This is a genomic window from Aminobacter sp. P4_D5 (assembly GCF_056401815.1).
Genome location: NZ_JBFUIP010000017.1, coordinates 23,931 through 44,621 on the forward strand (window position 1 = coordinate 23,931; position 20,691 = coordinate 44,621).

At 62.2% G+C, this 20,691-nt stretch carries 10 protein-coding genes; 3 read left to right on the forward strand and 7 right to left on the reverse strand.

The features are described 5' to 3' along the window. Nucleotide 1: 1 nt before the first annotated feature. From AC1DWF_RS06340 to glpK, 3 genes are all read left to right on the forward strand, one after another. Nucleotides 2-1,345 (forward strand): ABC transporter ATP-binding protein, encoded by a 1,344-nt coding sequence (locus tag AC1DWF_RS06340; RefSeq protein ID WP_476841528.1) that lies wholly within the window; start codon nt 2-4, stop codon nt 1,343-1,345. A 226-nt stretch (nt 1,346-1,571) separates the two neighbouring features. Further along, nucleotides 1,572-3,092, forward strand: a complete 1,521-nt coding sequence (gene glpD, locus AC1DWF_RS06345) for a glycerol-3-phosphate dehydrogenase (RefSeq protein WP_476788623.1) — start codon at nt 1,572-1,574, stop codon at nt 3,090-3,092. A 112-nt stretch (nt 3,093-3,204) separates the two neighbouring features. Next, complete coding sequence (gene glpK / locus AC1DWF_RS06350; protein WP_476788624.1) at nt 3,205-4,698, forward strand: glycerol kinase GlpK; 1,494 nt, start codon at nt 3,205-3,207, stop codon at nt 4,696-4,698. 18 nt (nt 4,699-4,716) lie between these two features. On the opposite strand, the gene AC1DWF_RS06355 is transcribed toward glpK, so the two are convergent. The 7 genes from AC1DWF_RS06355 to hutU form a co-directional block, all read right to left on the reverse strand. After that, nucleotides 4,717-5,793 (reverse strand): NAD(P)H-dependent flavin oxidoreductase, encoded by a 1,077-nt coding sequence (locus AC1DWF_RS06355; protein WP_476788625.1) that lies wholly within the window; start codon nt 5,791-5,793, stop codon nt 4,717-4,719. A 29-nt stretch (nt 5,794-5,822) separates the two neighbouring features. Then, a complete protein-coding gene (locus AC1DWF_RS06360) occupies nt 5,823-6,587 on the reverse strand; it encodes a heme ABC transporter permease (RefSeq protein ID WP_476841529.1) in 765 nt (254 codons plus the stop codon). Nucleotides 6,588-6,702: 115 nt separating this feature from the next. Further along, complete coding sequence (locus AC1DWF_RS06365; RefSeq protein ID WP_476841530.1) at nt 6,703-8,469, reverse strand: glucan ABC transporter ATP-binding protein/ permease; 1,767 nt, start codon at nt 8,467-8,469, stop codon at nt 6,703-6,705. A gap of 329 nt (nt 8,470-8,798) precedes the next feature. Beyond that, complete coding sequence (locus AC1DWF_RS06370; protein WP_476804401.1) at nt 8,799-17,363, reverse strand: GH36-type glycosyl hydrolase domain-containing protein; 8,565 nt, start codon at nt 17,361-17,363, stop codon at nt 8,799-8,801. Nucleotides 17,364-17,738: 375 nt separating this feature from the next. Next, nucleotides 17,739-18,311 carry an NADPH-dependent FMN reductase gene (locus tag AC1DWF_RS06375; RefSeq protein ID WP_476785302.1) on the reverse strand — a complete coding sequence of 191 codons (573 nt, stop codon included), beginning with the start codon at nt 18,309-18,311 and terminating at the stop codon, nt 17,739-17,741. A gap of 114 nt (nt 18,312-18,425) precedes the next feature. Then, the gene (locus AC1DWF_RS06380) at nt 18,426-18,989 is read right to left on the reverse strand and encodes a HutD/Ves family protein (protein WP_476785301.1); all 564 of its coding nucleotides are present in this window, start codon (nt 18,987-18,989) and stop codon (nt 18,426-18,428) included. Nucleotides 18,990-18,992: 3 nt separating this feature from the next. Continuing rightward, nucleotides 18,993-20,669 carry a urocanate hydratase gene (gene hutU, locus AC1DWF_RS06385; protein ID WP_476785300.1) on the reverse strand — a complete coding sequence of 559 codons (1,677 nt, stop codon included), beginning with the start codon at nt 20,667-20,669 and terminating at the stop codon, nt 18,993-18,995. Nucleotides 20,670-20,691 lie beyond the last annotated feature (22 nt).

The following is a 20,691-nucleotide window of genomic DNA, read 5'->3' on the forward strand; positions in this document are numbered from 1 at the left end:
CATGACCCTGCTCGAACTCACCAATACCCATTCCAACCTCACCACGGCTCCGMTTGTCGATATCTCCGGCGTGCGCATGGTCTATCCCAAGGGCGACAATGCCGAGCTCGTTGTGCTCGACAATGTGTCGCTGTCGATCCGAGAAGGCGAGATCGTCGGGCTGCTCGGCCGCTCCGGCTCGGGCAAGTCGACGCTGCTGCGCGTGTTGTCGGGCCTCATCACAGCAACCAGCGGCAACGTCAACTGGTGTGGCAAGCCCGTGATCGGACCCTGCGAAGGCATCTCCATGGTGTTCCAGAGCTTCGCCCTGTTCCCCTGGCTCACCGTGCTTGAAAATGTCGAGATCGGCCTGGAGGCGCTGGGCACACCGGCGCCGGAGCGGCGGCGCCGCGCCATCGAAGCCATCGACCTAATCGGCCTCGATGGTTTCGAAAGCGCGTACCCCAAGGAGCTGTCCGGCGGCATGCGCCAGCGTGTCGGCTTTGCCCGCGCGCTGGTGGTCCACCCGCGCCTGATGCTGATGGACGAGCCCTTTTCCGCACTCGACGTTCTGACCGCCGAGACGCTGCGCACCGACCTCATCGATCTGTGGATCGAAGGACGTCTGCCGATCAAGTCGATCCTGATGGTGACGCACAACATCGAGGAGGCGGTGCTGATGTGCGACCGGATCCTGATCTTTGCGTCGAACCCCGGACGGGTCGCGACCGAGATCAAGATCGATTTGCCGCATCCGCGCAACCGCGACGATCCCACCTTCCGTCAGCTCGTCGACGACATCTACGCGCGCATGACCCAGCGCACGCCGGCCGAAAAGGCCGAAAAGCGGGCCATCGAAGGTTTAGCCGGCACGGGTATCGGCATGGTGCTGCCACGCGTTTCGACCAACCTGCTGTCAGGCCTGATGGAGGCGCTTGCAGCCCCCGCCTATGGCGGCAAGGCCGACCTGCCGGACCTTGCGGCTACGCTGCAAATGGAGGTGGACGAACTCTTTCCGATCGCCGAGACCCTGCAACTGCTGCGCTTCGCCGAGATGGCCGAAGGCGACGTCCAGTTGAGCGAATTCGGGCGACGGTTCGTCGGTTCCGAAGTCGATGCCCGCAAGCGGCTGTTTGCCGAGCATCTCGTCGCTTACGTGCCGCTCGCCGCCCTGATCCGGCGTGTACTCGACGAGCGGCCGAGCCATCGCGCGCCGTTCACGCGCTTCTCGGAAGAACTCGAAGACCACATGTCGGAAGAGAGCGCCGAGGCAACCCTGAGGGCAGCGATCTCCTGGGGCCGCTATGCCGAGTTGTTTGGCTATGACGAGCACAGCGGTCAGTTCAATCTGGAGAACCCAGCCTGAGCGCAGGCTAACCGCAATCGATCAGCGGGAGGGCCACTTCGTCAGCATGCGGCGCTCCCGGCCGCTCAGTTGTTCCTTGCAAATTCCATGTCCTCGCCAACGCGCTAGATCGGGTCCGCGTCACCTTCATTTTCGTTTGACATTCATTTTCAGTTCGAAATAATCCAAATCGAGCTTCATTTATGCTAAAATTGCTGCAGTGCGAAAAAACGGCGAAGGCGTGAGCATGCCCGACATACATGACATCTTGGTCATCGGCGGCGGCATCAATGGCTGCGGCATCGCACGCGATGCGGTCGGACGCGGTTACTCGGTCTACCTCGCCGAAATGAACGATCTCGCCAGCGGCACGTCGTCCTACTCGACCAAGCTGATCCATGGCGGACTGCGTTATCTCGAACATTACGAATTCCGCCTGGTGCGCGAGGCACTGATGGAGCGCGAGGTGCTGTGGCGCAATGCGCCGCACATCATCTGGCCGATGCGTTTTGTCTTGCCCTACGCCAAGGGCCTGCGTCCGGCCTGGCTGATCAGGCTCGGCCTGTTTCTCTACGACCACATTGGCGGGCGCAAGCTTTTGCCCGCGACCAAGACGCTCGACATGCAAAGCGATGCCGCCGGCAAGCCGCTCAAGCCGATGTTTTCAAAGGCGTTCGAATATTCGGACGGCTGGGTCAATGATGCCCGGCTGGTGGTGCTCAACGCCCGCGACGCTGCCAACCGGGGGGCGGTGATCCGCACCCGGACCAAGGTGACGCGTGCGCGCCGGGACAATGGCCATTGGGCCATCCAGGTCGAAGACACGCGCAGCGGCAAGATCGAAGAGGTCAAGGCGCGGCTGATCGTCAACGCCGCCGGGCCGTGGATCGACCATGTCTTGACCGAGACAGTCGGGCAGAACAACGTCCACAATGTGCGCCTGGTCCAGGGCAGTCATATCGTGGTCCCGAAGAAATTCGATGACCCGCGCGCCTATTTTTTCCAGAACAAGGACGGGCGGATCATCTTCGCCATTCCTTATGAAGAAGACTTCACCCTGATCGGAACCACCGACCAGGATTATGACGGCGACCCGCATATGGCAGAGATCAGCCAGGCTGAGATCGACTATCTCTGCGCTGCGGCGAGCGAATATTTCGCCGAACCGGTGAAGCCCGAGCACATTGTGTGGACCTATTCCGGCGTCAGGCCGCTTTATGACGATGGTGCCAGCAAGGCGCAGGAAGCGACGCGCGACTATGTCCTGAAGTCGGATGGCGGCGAGGGTAAGGTGCCGATCGTCAACATCTTTGGCGGCAAGATCACCACCTACAGGCGTCTTGCCGAGTCGATGCTCGATATCATCGAAAAGCATCTGGGCAAGAAGGGCAAATCCTGGACAGCGACAGCAGCCCTGCCTGGCGGCGAGTTTGCGGCAACCGCATTCGACGCCGAAGTGGTGAAACTCAAGGCCGCCTATCCGTTCCTCGACATGCGCCTCGCCCGTCGCCTGACCCGGCTGTATGGCACGCGGGCAAAAGCCCTTTTGGGCCTCGCCAAATCCGAAGCCGAGCTGGGATGCAATTTCGGCGCCGACCTCTACGAGGCGGAGGTGCGCTACCTCGTCGACCATGAGTGGGCGGTGACGGCAGAGGACATTTTGTGGCGACGCACCAAGCGCGGTCTCAAGCTCGGCAAGGAGCAGGCCGCGTCACTCGATGAATTTCTGCAAGGAATAGGCACGAGAGCCGGCAACGCGGCGGCCTAGCTACCAACCTTGCCGACGGCTAATAACCTGTCGAGCGCAATATCGCACGGCGTCGATTTGTAAGGGGAGACGGCACCATACCGCCTCCCCTTCATGCAGCAGGAGAGGGAAAATGAGCGGCTTCATTCTGGCGATAGATCAGGGCACAACATCCAGCAGGGCGATTGTTTTCGATGCGGCGATGAAGCTCGCCGGCTTAGGCCAGAAGGAATTCACCCAGCATTTCCCCGCCTCCGGCTGGGTCGAACACGACCCGGAGGAAATCTGGGATAGCGTTGTCTCTACCTGCAAGATCGCACTCGAAAAGGCTGGAAAGGCCGCTGGCGACATTTCGGCGATCGGCATCACCAACCAGCGCGAAACGGTCGTCATCTGGGACAAGGTATCAGGCAAGCCGATCCAAAATGCGATCGTCTGGCAGGATCGGCGCACAGCATTGCTCTGCGCCAACCTCAAGAAGCAAGGGCTGGAGCCGCGCTTCACCAAAAAGACCGGCTTGCTGCTCGATCCCTATTTCTCCGGCACCAAGATCGCCTGGCTGCTCGATCATGTGAAGGGCGCGCGCAAGCGGGCCGAGCGCGGCGAGTTGCTCGCCGGCACGATCGACTCGTTCCTGATCTGGCGCCTGACCGGCGGCAAGGTGCACGCGACCGACGCCACCAACGCCTCACGCACTTTGGTCTACAACATCGAGAAAAACGCCTGGGACGCCGAATTGCTCGACATCCTGCGCATCCCCGCAGTGATGCTGCCCGAGGTCAAGGATTGCGCCGCCGACTTCGGGGTCACCGATAGATCGTTGTTCGGTGCTGAGATTCCAATCCTGGGCGTGGCTGGCGACCAGCAGGCGGCGACGATCGGCCAGGCATGCTTCGAACCGGGCATGATGAAATCCACCTATGGCACCGGCTGTTTTGCCATCCTCAATACCGGTAGCGACATCGTCCGCTCCAAGAACCGGCTGTTGACGACCATCGCCTACCGGCTCGACGGCAAGACGACCTATGCGCTCGAAGGGTCGATCTTCGTTGCGGGTGCCGCCGTGCAATGGCTGCGCGACGGCATCAAGGTGATCGGCAAGGCCGAGCATAGCGGCGAGCTGGCGGCCCATGCCGACGACACGCAGAGCGTCTATCTGGTGCCGGCCTTCGTCGGGCTCGGCGCGCCGCATTGGGATGCCGAGGCGCGCGGTGCGATCTATGGGCTGACCCGCAATACGGGTCCTGAAGAGTTCGCGCGCGCGGCGCTGGAATCGGTCGCTTATCAGACCCTGGACCTGCTCGATGCCATGAAGAAGGACTGGAAGACCAGAAACGGCAAGACTGTGCTGCGCGTCGACGGCGGCATGGTCGCCTCCGACTGGACGATGCAGCGGCTGGCCGACATCCTGGATGCGCCTGTCGACCGGCCGACCGTGCTCGAAACCACCGCCCTTGGGGCCGCATGGCTGGCCGGCTCTCACGCCGGCGTCTGGCCGAAGGCCAAGGAGTTCTCCAAGGCCTGGGCGCTCAACCGGCAGTTCACGCCTCAAATGGAGCCGAACCTGCGCACCGCCAAGCTGAAAGGCTGGCACGATGCGGTGCGGCGCACGCTGACGCCGAAGTAGCCCCAAATCGGGGCAGTTCTATCTGGCAAATTTGGCGAGCAGCGCCTGCGCTTCGTCGGCGAGCACTCGTGTCAGCTCGGCGGCCGGCATTTCGCGGCCGAAACGAGCCGCCTGCCCCGACCATAGCGACATGAAATCGCCTGAACCAAGCGGCTCAGATTTGGCCCTGAGCGGCGCCAGCGCGCCGCCCGCCAACGGGAATGCAGGCGCCATATCCGACATCGGGCCAACCTCGCGCATGATGCGGTTGACGATGCCGCGCGCGGGGCGGCCGGTGAAGACATTGGTCAGTGCGGTGTGGTCGTCCTTCGCCGCGCGCAGCACCGCCTTATGGGGAGCGGCTACCTTGGCTTCGGGGCAGAACAGATAGGCCGTGCCGATCTGCACCGCCGAAGCGCCAAGCACGAAAGCCGCGACGATGCCGCGCGCGTCGGCGATGCCGCCGGCGGCGATGACAGGCACTTTGACGGCATCGACCACCTGTGGCACCAACGCGAAGGTGCCGGGCTGGTTGGCGATATCGTCGGTCAAGAATATGCCGCGGTGACCTCCGGCCTCGGCACCTTGGGCGATGATAGCGTCGCAGCCTCTCGCCTCCAGCCATACCGCCTCGTCGGCGGTCGTCGCCGACGACAGTACCTTGGCGCCGGTCGCCTTGACGCGGTCGAGCAGTGCGGCGTCCGGCAGGCCGAAATGGAAGCTCACCACCTCGGGGCGGAATTTCTCGACGATCTCGCAGAACTCGGCATCGAAGGGCGCGCGTGCCGAACGCGGGGCGGGCGCTGCCGGATCAAGCCCGAGTTCGAGGTAAAAAGGTTCGAGCCTGTGCTTCCAGGCGGCTTCGCGCGCGGGATCGTCCTCAGGCTGCTTGTGGCAGAAGAAGTTGATGTTGATCGGCCGCGCGGTGCGCTGGCGAATGATGCCGAGCTCGGTGCGCGCCTTTTCCGGCGACATCAGCGCGCAAGGGAGACCGCCAAGGCCACCGGCCTCCGACACGGCAATCACCATCTCGGAATCGACCGGTCCAGCCATCGGCGCCTGAAGGATCGGAAGTTCGAGGCCCAGAAGATCAAGAATTCGACGATCCGGCCACATGGTCTCTTCCTTGTTTTACATCAGGGCAGTCAGGCCTGCTGGCGCTCGGCCCTGCGCGCTGCAATCTGGCGCATGGCGACGACGCGGCGACGCCAGATCTCGGTGCGCATCGCCATAAGATGCAGAGTGAAGAACAAAAGGGTAAAGCCAAGCGCCATCGTCATCAGGGGCCACAGCATGCTTGGATCAATCGTCGGGCCGCCGAGACGGAACACCGAAGCCGGCTGATGCAGCGTGTTCCACCACTCGACCGAAAACTTGATGATCGGGATGTTGATAAAACCGACAAGCGTGATGACCGCTGCCGCGCGGGCCGAACGTGCCGGGTCGTCGAGCGCGCGGGTCAGGGCGATGATGCCGAGATACATCAGGAAAAGGACGAAGACCGAGGTCAGCCGGGCGTCCCACACCCACCATGTGCCCCACATCGGCTTGCCCCAGATCGATYCGGTTAGCAGTGCGAGCGCAGTGAACACGGCGCCAACCGGTGCCGCCGACTTCAGCGCGACGTCGGCAAGCGGATGGCGCCAGACAAGCGTTCCAAGCGCGGCTATCGCCATCACCGAATAGCACATCATCGAGAGCCAGGCGAAAGGCACATGGATGTACATGATGCGGACGGTGCTGCCCTGCTGGAAATCCTCGGGCGCGGCAAAGCCGAGATAGAGCCCGGTTGCCAGCACCAATACCGACGCCCCGGCAAGCCAGGGCACGGTCTTGTCCACCAGTGCGATAAAGCGGGTCGGATTGGCGAGGTCGCTGAAACGCCAAGCTTGCGAGGTCGTCTGTGTCATGGACGCTAAATAGCCCTGGCAGGTTTTCTTCGCAATCGGTTCCGACGTCGCGGGCGACAACGCAAACGGGGCGCCGAAGCGCCCCGTTCCATATCTTGCGTCAAGCCAACAACCGTCAGGCCGCTGCCTCGACGTGAGTGACGCGGCGGACTTCCTCATCATTGAGCAGGCCACCGGCGCGCAGCAGCGAGGCAAAACGCCCGTTGCGAGCAGAAAGCTCGGCAAAGCCGCCCATCTCAACGACATGGCCGCGATCCATGAACACGACAAGATCCGCGTCGCGGACAGTGCTCAGGCGATGCGCGATGATGAAGGTCGTGCGACCGTCGCGCAGCATGTCGATAGCGTCCTTGACCCTGTTCTCGGTCTCGACGTCGAGCGCGCTCGTGRCTTCGTCGAGAACCAGGATCGGCGCGCTCTTGAGGATGGCGCGGGCAATCGCGATACGCTGGCGTTCGCCACCGGACAGCTGTCCGCCGCGCTCGCCGACATTGGTGTCGTAGCCTTCGCTCTTCGACAAGATGAAGTCCTGCGCCGCCGCCGCACTTGCAGCGGCATGCACTTCCTCATAGCTCGCGCCGGCGCGGCCGACACGGATGTTGGCCTCGATCGAGCGGTTAAGCATGCCGGCGTCCTGGAACACGGTGGCGATCGAATGGCGCAACGACTTTTTGGTCACCGTGCGCGTATCGATACCATCGATGAGAATGCGGCCCTGGTGCGGCGTGTGGACCCGCTGCAACAGGTTGATCAGCGTCGTCTTGCCCGCACCCGTCGGGCCAACGATGGCGACCGTCTGGCCGGCGCTGACTTCGAAAGAAACGTCAGTGACGCCCTGTCCCGAATTCGGGAACTCGAAGCTGACATTCTCGAAGCGGACGTGACCGGTGACATTTTCCAGCTCGCGCAGACCTTCCGGTTCGCGATCATCGCCCGCGGAGTCCTCGAGGCGATAGAACTCTTCCAGCTTCGAACGAGCGTCGAAGATCTGGTTGGCGAAGTTGGAAACCTGGTCGAGCCGGCTGATCAGCAAAGCGGCGAAGCCGGTGAAGGCAACGATGTCGCCAATGCGCAACTGGCCCTTGCTGACGAGATACGCACCGATCAGCAGCACCACCATCATCGAGATGGTCGAGGCCAGCCGGTGCATGGCCGAAGCCAAAGCCCACCAGTCGAGAACCGGGTTCTGCGTCGCGATCAGCGCTTTCACATAGCCGCGAAGGGCTTCGGTTTCCTGGCCGACACGGTTGTAGCTCTGTAGCACCGCGACGTTGCTGACCGAATCCGAGACGTGGGAAAAGACCTTGTGGTAGTGGCGCTCGACCGAGGCCTGACCTTCCTTGGTCTTGCGCATGACGAGCCGGCCGATGGCGATATAAAGCGCGCCCAGCACCATCAGCACCAGCGACATGCGGGCGTCGAGCGAAAACGCAGTCGGGACAAGCAGCACCAGCGCCACCGCCGTCGACAGATGCGTGCGCATGAATTCGAGCCACAGGCTGAACAGTGCTTCGATCGCACGCAGCAAGGTGTGCAGCGAATGCGACGTGCCACTTTGCTGATGCCAGGCTAGCGGCATGGTGATGACGCGTTCGAACGACTGGCAAAGCACCTCGCCGCGCCGCGCATGAGCGAGGCGGTCGGCGCCGCGCGCCACCAGCACGAAGGCTATGATATTGAACGCGCCGAAGCTCGCCCATAGCGCCATGGTCGGCACGACTTCCGTCTTCCCGGCGATGGCATCGATGATACGCCCGAACAGGATAGGCTCAGCAATAGTGACGATTGCCAACACAATGTTGGCAGCGCAAATCAACCCGACCTTCTTGCCGTCTGCGGCAAGATAACGAAGGGCTCTCCAATAGACTTCAAGCAACGACACTTTGGTACCCCTTGAGTCCCGTTCGTCCCTTTATTGTGCACTGCACCATGGCCGACAGATAGCGACCTCAGGTCCGCAAGACAATGCGCAGATAGCCGTTGGGTTCAAAAAAATCGACCAACACATTTCAACGGCCCGTAATCTGGTGTGATCCGATAAGGAATTGAGAACTAACGAAAAAAGGCATCGTTGCGGCGAAATGATGACGAAGATCGCGGACTAGCGCATTGACGCGAAAAAAGGCAAGCCCGATTTGCTGCTTGAATGAAAAAGAGCGCCGCCCGTCGTGTTGACGCGCGGCGCTCCAATCATCCTTGTCGCATGGCTGGCTAAGCCGGAATGCGGATTATTACTTCGAACTCGCCGCTATCGCGCATGGCAAAGGACGCGTCCTTGCCCTTCACGCCATCGACCTCGGCTTTCACAGCTTTAGCGGCTTTGTCCCTCACCACCCGCAACCTGTAGACGGCGCCGCCCAAACGAAGCGTGGCCGAATAGCCTTCCCAATGCTTGGGAATAGCCGGCGCGATGACCAGCCGGTTGCCGCGCTGGGTGATGCCGAGGATGCTTTCGACGGCGGCGCGATAGAGCCAGCCGGCCGAACCGGTGTACCAGGTCCAGCCGCCGCGCCCTGCCTTGGAGGCATCGGCATAGACATCTGCCGCCACGACATAGGGCTCGACCCGATAGGTCTCGGCCGCCTTCTCGTCGAGCGCATGGTTGACCGGGTTGAGCATGCAGAAGCAGCGGTAGGCCTCGTCGACCTGCCCCATTTCCGCCAAGGCAATGACAAACCAGGTCGCCGCATGGGTGTACTGGCCGCCATTTTCGCGCACACCAGGTGGATAGGCCTTGATGTAACCCGGATCTTTTTCGGTCTCCGAAAAAGGCGGCGTGAACAGCTTGATGAGCTGAAGCTCGTCGTCGACCAGCATTTTTGTCGCCTGCGCCATGGCGGTCTGCGAGCGGGCTGGGTCGCCCTCGCCCGAAATCACGCTCCACGACTGCGCGATCGAGTCGATCTTGCATTCGTCGGAGTTGCGCGAACCAAGCGGCGTGCCGTCATCGAAGCTGCCGCGACGGTACCACTCGCCATCCCAAGCAGCATTCTCCAGCGCCCGCTTCAAGGCATTGGCGTGCTTGTCCCAGGCGTTTGCACGTTTGGAATCGCCCTCGGCCTTGGCCAAGGGGGCGAATTCGCCCAGGGTTCTCAGCAGGAACCAGCCAAGCCAGACGCTGTCGCCCTTGCCCTCTTCGCCGACACGATTCATGCCGTCGTTCCAATCGCCGCCAAGGATCAGCGGCAGGCCGTTTTTGGCCGTCCGCTTGATCGCAAGGTCGAGCGCACGCGCGCAATGCTCGTAGAGCGAGGCCTTCTTCTTCGAAGCTTCTGGCGTGAAGAACGCATCGTGCTCGCCCGGATTGAGCGCCTGGCCTTCGATGAAAGGCAGTTGCTCATTGAGGATCGCTGTATCTCCGGTCACCGAAACGTAGCGCGCGGCAGCACTCGCCAGCCACACGACATCGTCGGAGATCATCGTACGAACGCCGGCGCCAGTGCGCGGCAGCCACCAATGTTGGACATCGCCTTCGGCGAACTGCCGGCCAGCCGCAGTCAGGATCTGCTCACGAGCGAGGCCCGCGTCATGCATCAGCAGCGCAAGCGTGTCCTGCAACTGGTCGCGGAAGCCGAACGCACCGCTTGCCTGATAGAAAGCCGAGCGTGCACGGATGCGGCAGGCAAGGCTCTGATAAGGCAGCCAGTTGTTGACCATCGCGTCGAGCGCCTTGTCGGGCGTCTCAACCTCGATCGTGCCCAGGAAAGAGCGCCAGTTGCGTTCGTTCTCAGCCAGCCTCTGATCGAAATCAACCTTGAGATGGCGGGTTACCAGCGCGCTCGCCTCTTCGTCCGAGCCGGCGTCTCCGAGCAACCAGAGCAGCGTGACCGAACCACCCGCGGGCACCTCGATATCTCTTGATATCGCAGCACATGGATCAACGCCCGCCTCGACACGGCCTGTCAGCTCGACGCCGAGCGTGACAGCGCGTGGCGCCTCGACGGTTCCGCCCGCCCCGATGAATTCATGGCGATCGGAAGTGACCGAACTGGCCTTGCCATCCATCGCCATGAAGGCGACACGCTCGCCGAAATCAAGCCCATAGGTATTGCGGGCCAGCAGCGCCCCGGTCGCCACGTCGAGGGACGAGACAATGTTGGGCGCGGTCTTGGCCCGGCTGTTGCCAAGCACCCACTCGACATAGGCATAGACCTTGAGTTTTGCCGGCACAGCGCCGGTATTCTCAATACGCAGGCGCGAGACGCGAACCGAGTCGTTCGGGTCGACAAGGTGGGTCAGTTCGGTCGCCAGCGTGCCACGCTTGGAGCTGAAGGTCGAGAAACCCTGGCCGTGGCGGGCCTCATAGGTTGCACCCGCGTCGCGAGCGACAGCTGCAATCGGCGAATATGTCCGCCCGCTGGCACGATCGAAGATGTAGATCGCCTCGCCCGGACGATTGGTCACCGGGTCATTGGACCATGGCGTCAGCTGGTAGTCGCGGCTGTTGCGGCTCCAGGTAAAGGCAGCCCCCTCGGCAGAACTGTGGAAGCCGAAGCCGGCATTGGCAATGACGTTGATCCAAGGCTGCGGCGTGGCGCGGGTCCCATTGAGGCGCACGACATAGTCGCGGCCGCCAGCGTCAAAGCCGCCGAAACCGTTCCAATATTCCAGCCCGTCGCCGACGCTCTTGCGGGCGCTGCGTGAAGGCGACGTTTGAAGCGCCGTCGTGTCAGGCCTGTCGGTAGCCTGGGCAGCCGTGAGCGCGTCACGCGCCTGAAGCGCTGCGGCCTCGGCCCGCTCTATCTGGTCGAAGATAGTGCCGTTGCGGGTGTGCAGGCACACACGGGCGACAGCCAGCAGCGTGCGGTAGGACGCCTCGTCCATCAGGTCGCGGCGCACAGCGAAAATGTGCTGGCGAGGTCCGAGTTCCTTGCCGCGCAGGCGGCTGTTCTCGCAAAGCGCCTCGATCGCCTGTTGCAGGTCCTGCACGTAGGAAGACGCCTGCTCGTTGACGATGACGAGGTCGGCGACAAGGCCGCGTGCCCGCATGTATTCCTGGAACCGGAGCACCTGGGCGATAATCTCGATGTCGGCGATATCGCCGATCCTGACCGCAAGGATGGGGAAATCGCCAGAGATCGCCATCGGCCACAGTGCCGACTGCCGGCCAAGACCGGAAGCGATGGCATCCGCCGACAGACGCAGGAACGGATCGGGATAGATCAGGTAGCGTGCCAGTTTCTGCACATTGGCAGCGTCCGTGAGGTTTAGGCCGAGATGCCTGGTCTGTACCTGCGAGCGCGTCCAAGACAGCATCGCCTGGCGCGGGAAGCCCTCGGGGTGGTCAAGCCGGGCGACCGTCTCTTCGACTTCCTCGCGAGTCGATCCGACGATCGTCCAGAAGGTCAGCGACACTTTCTTGTTGGCCGGCACGCGGACACGCCGGCGAAGGGCCGCCACAGGATCGAGCGTGAAGCCGGCGCTGCCCGAAAGCTTGGCGCCGGGATCGAAAGCTGCCGAATCGGCAATGGTACGGCCGCGGCCAATGAAGGCACGGCGGTCGGTTTCGGCTTCGGTGTCACGCACGAAACCCGACTGGTCGGTGACGAAATGTGCTGCCACCACCGACGGCTCGTTGGCTGACCGCGTGCGGCGGGTCGCCAGGATGGCGCTGCCGTTGTGGGTGATTTCGGTCTCGACGAACATCTTCGAGAACGCCGGATGCGCGTTGTCGTTGGCTTCGGGTGCGAGAACCAGCTCGGCGAAGGAGGTCACCTCGATGTGACGGTCAACGGCTGCGTCGTTCCAGATGGTGACCTTGCGGGCTTCGCCGTTGCCTTCGGAGACGACGATGCATTCGACCTCGCTGCGCAGCGTGCCCACGGTCTTGATGAAGCTTGCCTTGTCGTCGGAGAAGACCGTCTGGGTCTGCTCGCCGGTGGCGCGCTTTGGTTCGGCCGTCGTGGACCACCAGTCACCAGTGTCAATATCGCGCAGGAACAGGTAGGTACCCAGCCGATCCTCGGTTGGATCAGATTGCCAGCGCGTGATCGCCATGTCGTTCCAGCGGCTGTAACCGGAGCCGGTGGCGGTCACCATTACGGAGTAGCGGCCGTTCGACATCAGATTGGTCGAGCGCAGCGCGCGCATCGGGTTGAGCACAATGCGCGTATCGGCACTGTGATCGGTCGTCTCGTCCTTGGTATGCTCGGCCACTTCGGTGCGGACGGTGGCGACGGGAATGTCGCGCGGTGCCTTTTCCTGCAACAGAAGTTCGGCCGCCTCGATCACAGGATCGCTGTGGAAGCGGTCGCGCATGCGCCCTTCGAAGATGGCGTTGGCGATCGACACGATCGACATACCCTGATGGTGAGCCATGTAATTGTAGACGACCGCATGGTCGGTGCCTTCCGGCACGCGCTGCGGCGTGTAGTCGACGGCATCGTAGTAGCCGTAGCGGCCTAGAGCGCCGAGCTTGCGCAACCGCCTGAGGTTGGCGGTCGCCTCGCTAGGCATGAACTGGGCTGCCAGCACCGTCGCATAAGGCGCGATGACCGTGTTCTGACCAAGACCACGCTTGAGGCCAAGCCCTGGCACGCCGAAGTTGGTGTACTGATACGTCAGTTCGCGGTCGCGGCCATTATAGGCGGCTTCGGAAATGCCCCACGGAACACCCTTCGAACGACCGTATTGGATCTGCCGGCGGATGATGAGCTTGTTGGTCTGGTTGAGGATGCCGCCTTGCGGCTCTTTCATCACCAGCGGCGGCATCAGATACTCGAACATCGAGCCCGACCACGACATCAAGGCACCCTGGAAGCCGATCTCGACGATCGGCCGGCCAAGCCGGAACCAATGATCGGTCGGGATGTCACCCTTGGCGATGCCAAACAGGCTGGTCAGCCGCGCCTCGGAGGCAAGCAGGTCGTAGCAGCTTTCATCGAGCTGATGCTCCTCGACGCGGTAGCCGATGGACAGGAGCTTGCGCTCGTTGCGCATCAGGAACGAGAAGTTCATCTCGAAGGCGAACTTGCGGGTTCGCTCGCGCAACTCCATCAGCTTGGTCCGCAAGGCGGTGACGGTCTGGTCGTCGCTGTGGGCGTCGTGCACATGCGCCTCACAGGTGACTTCGAGCGTCCTTGCCCAGTCGGCCAGGGCTTCGCTCTTTGTCGAGGTAGCCTCGGCGTGGATGGCGCCTGCGAGCTTGCGGATTTCACCCGACAGCACAGCGAGATTGATGGTGCGGATCGACGCCATTTCAGGCTGCGACTTGATGGTTTCCACGGCCCGGCGCATGCCGTCGATGCGGTCAATGAGCCTCTGGCGCAACGGCCTCAGCTGCCTGCGATCGTCAGGCAGTTCGGCGACGCTCTCCTCGATGATCGAAACGATGTCGAGAATGCCATCGAAGTCGCCCTGCAGATGGACCGACGGAGCCTCCGCCCATTCCGCACAGGCAGCAGCAACCGCCACAAGATGGCCGGCGAGATTGCCGCTGTCGACGCTCGAAACATAGAGCGGGTAAAGCGGCCTCAGGGTCGTTGTGTCATACCAATTGTAGAGGTGGCCCCGGTAACGCTCCATCTTTTCGATGGTCGAAACCGTGGCGTCGATGCGGGCAACGGCATCGGCCAGGCTGATCCAGCCGAAGTCGCGAGCTGAGACGACCGACAACAGGTAGACGCCGATATTGGTCGGCGAGGTGCGGGTGGCAATGACGCCTGTGGGGTTTTCCTGGAAATTGTCCGGCGGCAGATGGTTCTGCTCAGGCGTCACGAAGGTTTCGAAATAGTGCCAGGTGCGGCGCGCCACTGTGCGCAGCGTATGCACATCCCATGGCGCTACATGCAGCCGGTCTTCTGTTTCAGCCGAGCGGCTGATCAGACAGGCAAAAGCCGGCGACCCAGCCCAGAAAATGGCAAAGGCGAAGGCGACGAAGGCACCGGTCGAATCCGTCATGACCGGCAACACCAGGCCGATCAGGGCGATGATCACGGCGCCATACATCATGCGGTAATAGGCGGAGAGATCGTTGTCGCCCGACTTGTGGGCCTGCGATGCGGTGCGCCACTCCAAAAGGTTCTTGCGGCTGACGAACAGGCGGTAGAGCGTGCGGATGATGGCGTCGCCCATCATCCAGGCGAGATGCGCCATCAACACGATCTTCAACGCCACCATCGCCGTGCCGAAAGCCAGGTCGCGGCCGAGCGCGCTGAAATGACCGCGCGGGGTAGCATCTCGGTTCTTGGGCAGGATGGCATCGATGATGTCGAAGGTCGGCGCCATGAACAAAGTGAGGATCAACAGCGCCTGCCACTGCGCGGCCTGGGTGAACGGCAACAGCGTCCAGCCGGCAATCGCCGCCATGACCCAGAAGATCGGGGTCAGCGAACGGCGGAGGTTGTCGACCATCTTCCAGCGCGACAGTGCCGGCACACCCGACTTCGGATCGAAAATGAAGCCGAGCAGCTGCCAGTCGCCACGCGCCCAGCGGTGCTGGCGCGAGGCATCGACCGAATAGCGGGTCGGATAATCCTCGACCACCTCGACATCGGTCACCAGCGCCGAGCGCGCGAGTGCGCCTTCGAGCAGATCGTGGGAAAGCACGGTGTTTTCGGCGATGCGCCCCTTGAGGGCCGCTTCCATCGCATCGACATGGTACAGGCCCTTGCCGGTGAAGGTGCCTTCGCCGAAGACGTCCTGATAGAGGTCGGAAACGGCAAACACATAAGGATCAAGGCCACGGTGGGCCGAAAACACCCGCTGGAAAAACGAGGCTTCGTCGCCTGTTGTCAGCGACGGTGTCACGCGCGGCTGCAGGATCGCATAGCCTGCCGTCACCAGACGCTTTTCGGCGTCGAATTCCGGGCGGTTGAGCGGATGGCACATCTTGCCGGCCAGCTTGGTCACCACGCCGCGCGTCATGCGCGTGTCGGCGTCGAGCGTCATGACATGGACGACGTTGTCGGGCAGCGGCGTGTCGGTCGGCATGAAGGTCGTGTCGCCGTCGCCGCGCAGCAGCAGATTCAGCTCGTGCAGCTTGCCACGCTTGCGTTCCCAGCCCATCCAGCAGCCCTGCGCCGGGTTGTAGAGCCGGCGGCGGTGCAGCAAGTAGAAGCGCGGCGCGCCTTCGCTTGGATAGCGCTGGTTCAGCTTGGCGATTTCACGACGGGCGTAATCATATATCTCACGGTCGCCGGTCGAAATCTCGGCCTGGCTGTCGGGCCAGTCCGACAGCACCGCAAAGTGAATTTCGCCCGACATATTGGCGAGATAATGCACCTCGATGTTACGGATGTTCTCTTCGACATCGTCGCGCGATCCGATCAGCGACGGCACCACGACAAGCGTGCGGGCTTCCGCCGGCACGCCGTCCTTGAATTCGTAGCCGATAAGGCGGGTCGGCTCGAGGAACTTGAGCACGATTGTGTTGAAGAAGGCGAGCGCACCTTCGCTTGCCGGCACTGCAAACAGCGTCAACATGAGAACGATCGCAGCTGTCGTCATGCTCGGCAGGCCGAGCGCGGCAAGCGCATTACCCGCCAGGAAAAGCAACAGAACGGTCAGGGCAAAGACCGGGAGAGCTATGCCCACCCAGTTGGTCTTGCGAAACGCACGATTGACCAGGCGGCCGATGGTCGGGCGATAGCCGATCGCCTCCTCAAGCTCCTGGCGGCGCGGGCCGACAAGGAAGAAGCCGACATCGGAGCACTCTTTTTGCAAGCCGTCGCGATGCTCGGCCGGGGCAGGCCTTTCGGTGTGGGCGAAATCGGTCGCACGCTCGGCAACCTGAAATTCGGACAGATTGGAGTGACGGGCCAGTTCTTCGATCGCTGTGCGATACTGGTCGCGCGAAGCAAAATCGAGCGCGGCAAAGTTGGTGCGTTCGCGCAAGAGCATGTCGACACGGCTGACATCCTCGAACCAGACAGTCCAATCCTGGTCGTCGATGAGACGAAGGCCACGAATGATATTGCCGGTGGTAACGTTGCCGCTCGACAGCGTGTGGTGTTCGCCGATGATGATCTCTTCGGCGTCGCTGCCCGACTTCTCAAGCTCGTCTTCCAGCCAGATCAATGCCTTGCCGGCGTTTTGCGAGCCGTCGCGCAAACGATAGAGCAATTGCGTGGCAAAAGTCGTGTCACGGGCGTGCACGGCATAGGCCTTCAGCAAGGCAAGACCATCGTCCTGTTCCTGCACGCTCTGTAAGCGGTCGGCGACATCATTGGCGATGGCGCGCATCTCGCGCGCGCGGTTGACCCGCACGGCGATGCGCCGCAGGTTTTCCACCAAAACGAAACGCAAAAGTGACGGCAGCGCCCAAAGCTCGCCGATATGCAGCGGTTCGACCGACTGGTAGCCTTCGACCACCGCCTTGAACATCTGCGCCGACACGGTGCTGTCGGAATGGGCGACATAGACCCAGGCGATGGCGAGCGCGCGCGGCACCCGCTGTCCCTCGGTGAGTTCGATCGTCGGCAATTCGCGATAGAAGCGGCGCGGCAGGTCGCGCTTGACCTGATAGATGGTCTCTTCGACCAGATAATTGTTGTCGAGCAGCCATTGTGCGGCGGGCGTGATCGGTTCGCCCCTGCCCTGCGCGGCATTGGTGTCGCGATAAACCTGCAGGATCTTTTTGGCGCTCTCGCGGATGCGGGCGTGGAAGTCGAATGCTTCGAGACCGAAATAGGAGCGGAGCTCCTTGCGCGCCAGGCTTTCACCCGTCGCCCTGAGGCGGTCCTCATGCAGCACTGTGGCCCTGATCGGCTGTTCCGCGACAGCCGGGAAGCTGGGCACTACATCTTTGATCCGGCGCAGGTCAGTCTGAATATTCATCTACAGCATTTCCGTTTGACAGAAAGTCCGCGGCGCCTGTCGACGTCGCGGACCTGTCGCATAAACCGTTTCAAACAAGAATTGGTTGCATCGCAACACAACAGGTCGATAGATCGCTCTTGCACCGCCATTAAGTGAAAATATGGCAGCGTCGGCGCCCACGCCGCCACGCGTCTCATAGCAGTGCCGGGTAAAGATCGGAACGCAAGGATTCGGGCTTTTTCGTGTTTTGATTGCTGAAACTTAGCCATATTTCAGGCGGCGTCCGACAATGGGCTTCGTGTTGGCTTGTGCGAAGCCGAATCTGCATCCTGACGTCTTCCCAGTATCCTTTTGACGGCGCGTGTCTCCGCCATGAAAGGCTCACTCCGCAAGTCACCCGCCTCGGGGCAACACCGTGTAGACCCTGACGACAAACTGATGGAATTTGACCATGTACTCCTTGAGGAACTCAGCGGTTTCGTCATTGGTCACCTCGCCGTCGTCGGTGATCAGGCCGGGCTTGAACTGGATGTAGGCTTCGGGCGCGTTCATCTGCGGTGAATTGCAAAAACTGAGCACGCTGCGCAGGCTTTGCTGGGCCACCGCAGTGCCGATCGCACCCGGTGAAGCCCCGATAACGGCCGATGGTTTGCGGGTGAAGGAATTGCTGCCATAGGGCCTGCTCGCCCAATCGATGGCGTTCTTCAGGCCGCCGGGGATGGAGCGGTTGTATTCGGGTGTAACGAACAGAACAGCATCAACGCTGGCCAGCGCCTTCTTGAAGGCGAGGGCGACTGGCGGAAAATCGGCGTCATAATCATAGCTGTAGAGCGGCAGGTCCCGAAACGGGATCTCCTCCATATGGAGATGTTTCGGCGCGAGCCTGACCAGAGCCTTGGCGAGCTTGCGGTTGATCGAGCCGGCAGCAAGGCTGCCGATCAAATAGCCGACCTTGTAGGTGTCCATGGCACATTCTCCATTGCGCCGCACGACAGTCATCGGCGGCCTGACCTACCCGTCCCCGCAGGGATAGTTGGCCAGTTCCATCAGGATGTCACGACGATTTTGGAGATTGCTCGGTCAATGGTTCCGAATGACGACGTGCAGAAGCGTCACGGGCTCGCTCGGTTCGATGCTCAGGGTCGACGGCCCGTCGTCGAGATGCAGGGTGTCCAAAGCTGCAAGCGTCTCGTGGCTGATGCGCGCCGAACCCGAAGCCAGGAAGACCAGGCTTGCGCCCTCGCCTAAAGCGATTTCGGTCGGCTCGGAAAACTCCAGCCGCGCGACCACATGGCTGAAGCGGTGACGCCGGGTCATGACGTTGAAATCGAGGACTGGGCTATCGATCAAGGTGGCGCTGGTGCTCACATCGCCCGGAAACGCATAAGGCTGTGACCGTGGCGAGAGTTCGACCGGCGGTGCATCAGTTGCGGCTAGGCGCATAGAGCCAGCAAGAACCGTCAGCGTCCGGTCAATGCCGGCAAAAACAGAGAACGGCCCACCGGACGCCACCTGCGCCATCGAGATGCGCCAGTCGAAACTGTCGAGCCCGGCCTCAGGTGGCCAGGCGATGATCTCGGTCGTCACGCCACCGCCGTTCTTCCACGGCATCGGGCGGCAGTCGGCATGACGAATGATGCGCATGGTTCAGCCCAGAATACCCGGCAGATCGAGGCCGTGCTGCTTGGCGCAGTCGATGGCGATGTCGTAACCGGCATCGGCATGGCGCATCACGCCGGTTGCAGGGTCGTTCCACAACACCCGCTCAAGGCGTCGCGCCGCATCGTCGGTGCCGTCGGCGACGATGACCATGCCCGAATGCTGCGAGAAGCCCATGCCGACGCCGCCGCCATGGTGCAGCGACACCCATGTGGCACCCGAGGCGGTGTTGAGCAGCGCGTTCAGCAGCGGCCAGTCGGACACCGCATCAGAGCCGTCCTTCATCGCTTCGGTCTCGCGGTTGGGCGAGGCGACCGAGCCCGAGTCGAGGTGGTCACGGCCGATGACGACAGGCGCCTTCAGCTCGCCACTGGCGACCATCTCGTTGAAGGCAAGGCCGAGGCGGTGACGATCGCCGAGACCGACCCAGCAGATGCGCGCCGGAAGGCCCTGGAAATGGATGCGCTTGGCCGCCATGTCGAGCCAGTTGTGCAAATGCTTGTTGCCAGGCGTCAGTTCTTTCACCTTGGCGTCGGTCTTGTAGATGTCCTCCGGATCGCCCGACAGGGCTGCCCAGCGGAACGGGCCGACGCCACGGCAAAACAGCGGCCTGATATAGGCCGGCACAAAACCGGGGAAGTCGAAGGCGTTCTCGACCCCTTCTTCCAGCGCCATCTGGCGGATGTTGTTGCCGTAATCGACGGTTGGCACGCCCATCTTGTGGAAGTCGAGCATGGCGCGAACTTGAACCGCCATCGAGGCGCGCGCGGCCTTTTCGACAGCCTTCGGGTCACGTTCGCGCTTTTCCTCCCACTGAGCCACGGTCCAGCCTTGCGGCAGGTAACCGTTGACCGGGTCATGCGCCGATGTCTGGTCGGTCACGGCATCGGGCCGCACGCCACGCTTTACCAGTTCGGGGAAGATGTCAGCGGCGTTGCCGAGAAGTGCTACCGAAATCGCTTTTTTGTCCCGGCCCGCCTTGGCGATGATTTCCAGCGCATCGTCCAGGTCTTTCGCCTGCACATCGACATAACCGGTCTTCAGCCGCATCTCGATGCGGCTCGCCTGGCACTCGACGGCGAGGCAGGACGCACCGGCCATGGTCGCGGCCAGCGGCTGAGCACCGCCCATGCCGCCCAAACCGGCGGTCAGGATCCAGCGGCCGGAAAGGTCACCGCCATAATGCTGGCGGCCCATCTCGACAAAGGTTTCGTAGGTTCCCTGAACGATGCCCTGGCTGCCGATATAGATCCACGAGCCGGCGGTCATCTGGCCGTACATCATCAGGCCCTTCTTATCGAGGGCATTGAAATGGTCCCAGGTGGCCCAATGCGGCACCAAATTGGAATTGGCGAGCAACACGCGCGGCGCATCCTTGTGGGTGCGGAACACGCCCACCGGTTTGCCCGATTGTATCAGAAGCGTCTCGTCGGCTTCCAGTTTGCGCAATGCTGCGACGATGCGGTCAAAGCTCTCCCAGTCGCGCGCAGCCCGGCCGATGCCGCCATAGACGACAAGCTCGCCGGGCTTTTCGGCGACCATCGGATCGAGATTGTTCATCAGCATGCGCAGTGGCGCTTCGGTCAGCCAGCTCTTGGCCGTAAGCTCGGTGCCGGTGGCGGCGCGGATGACGCGGGCATTGTCGATGCGGGTATGTTGGGTCATGCAAAAACCTCCCTTGGAGTGG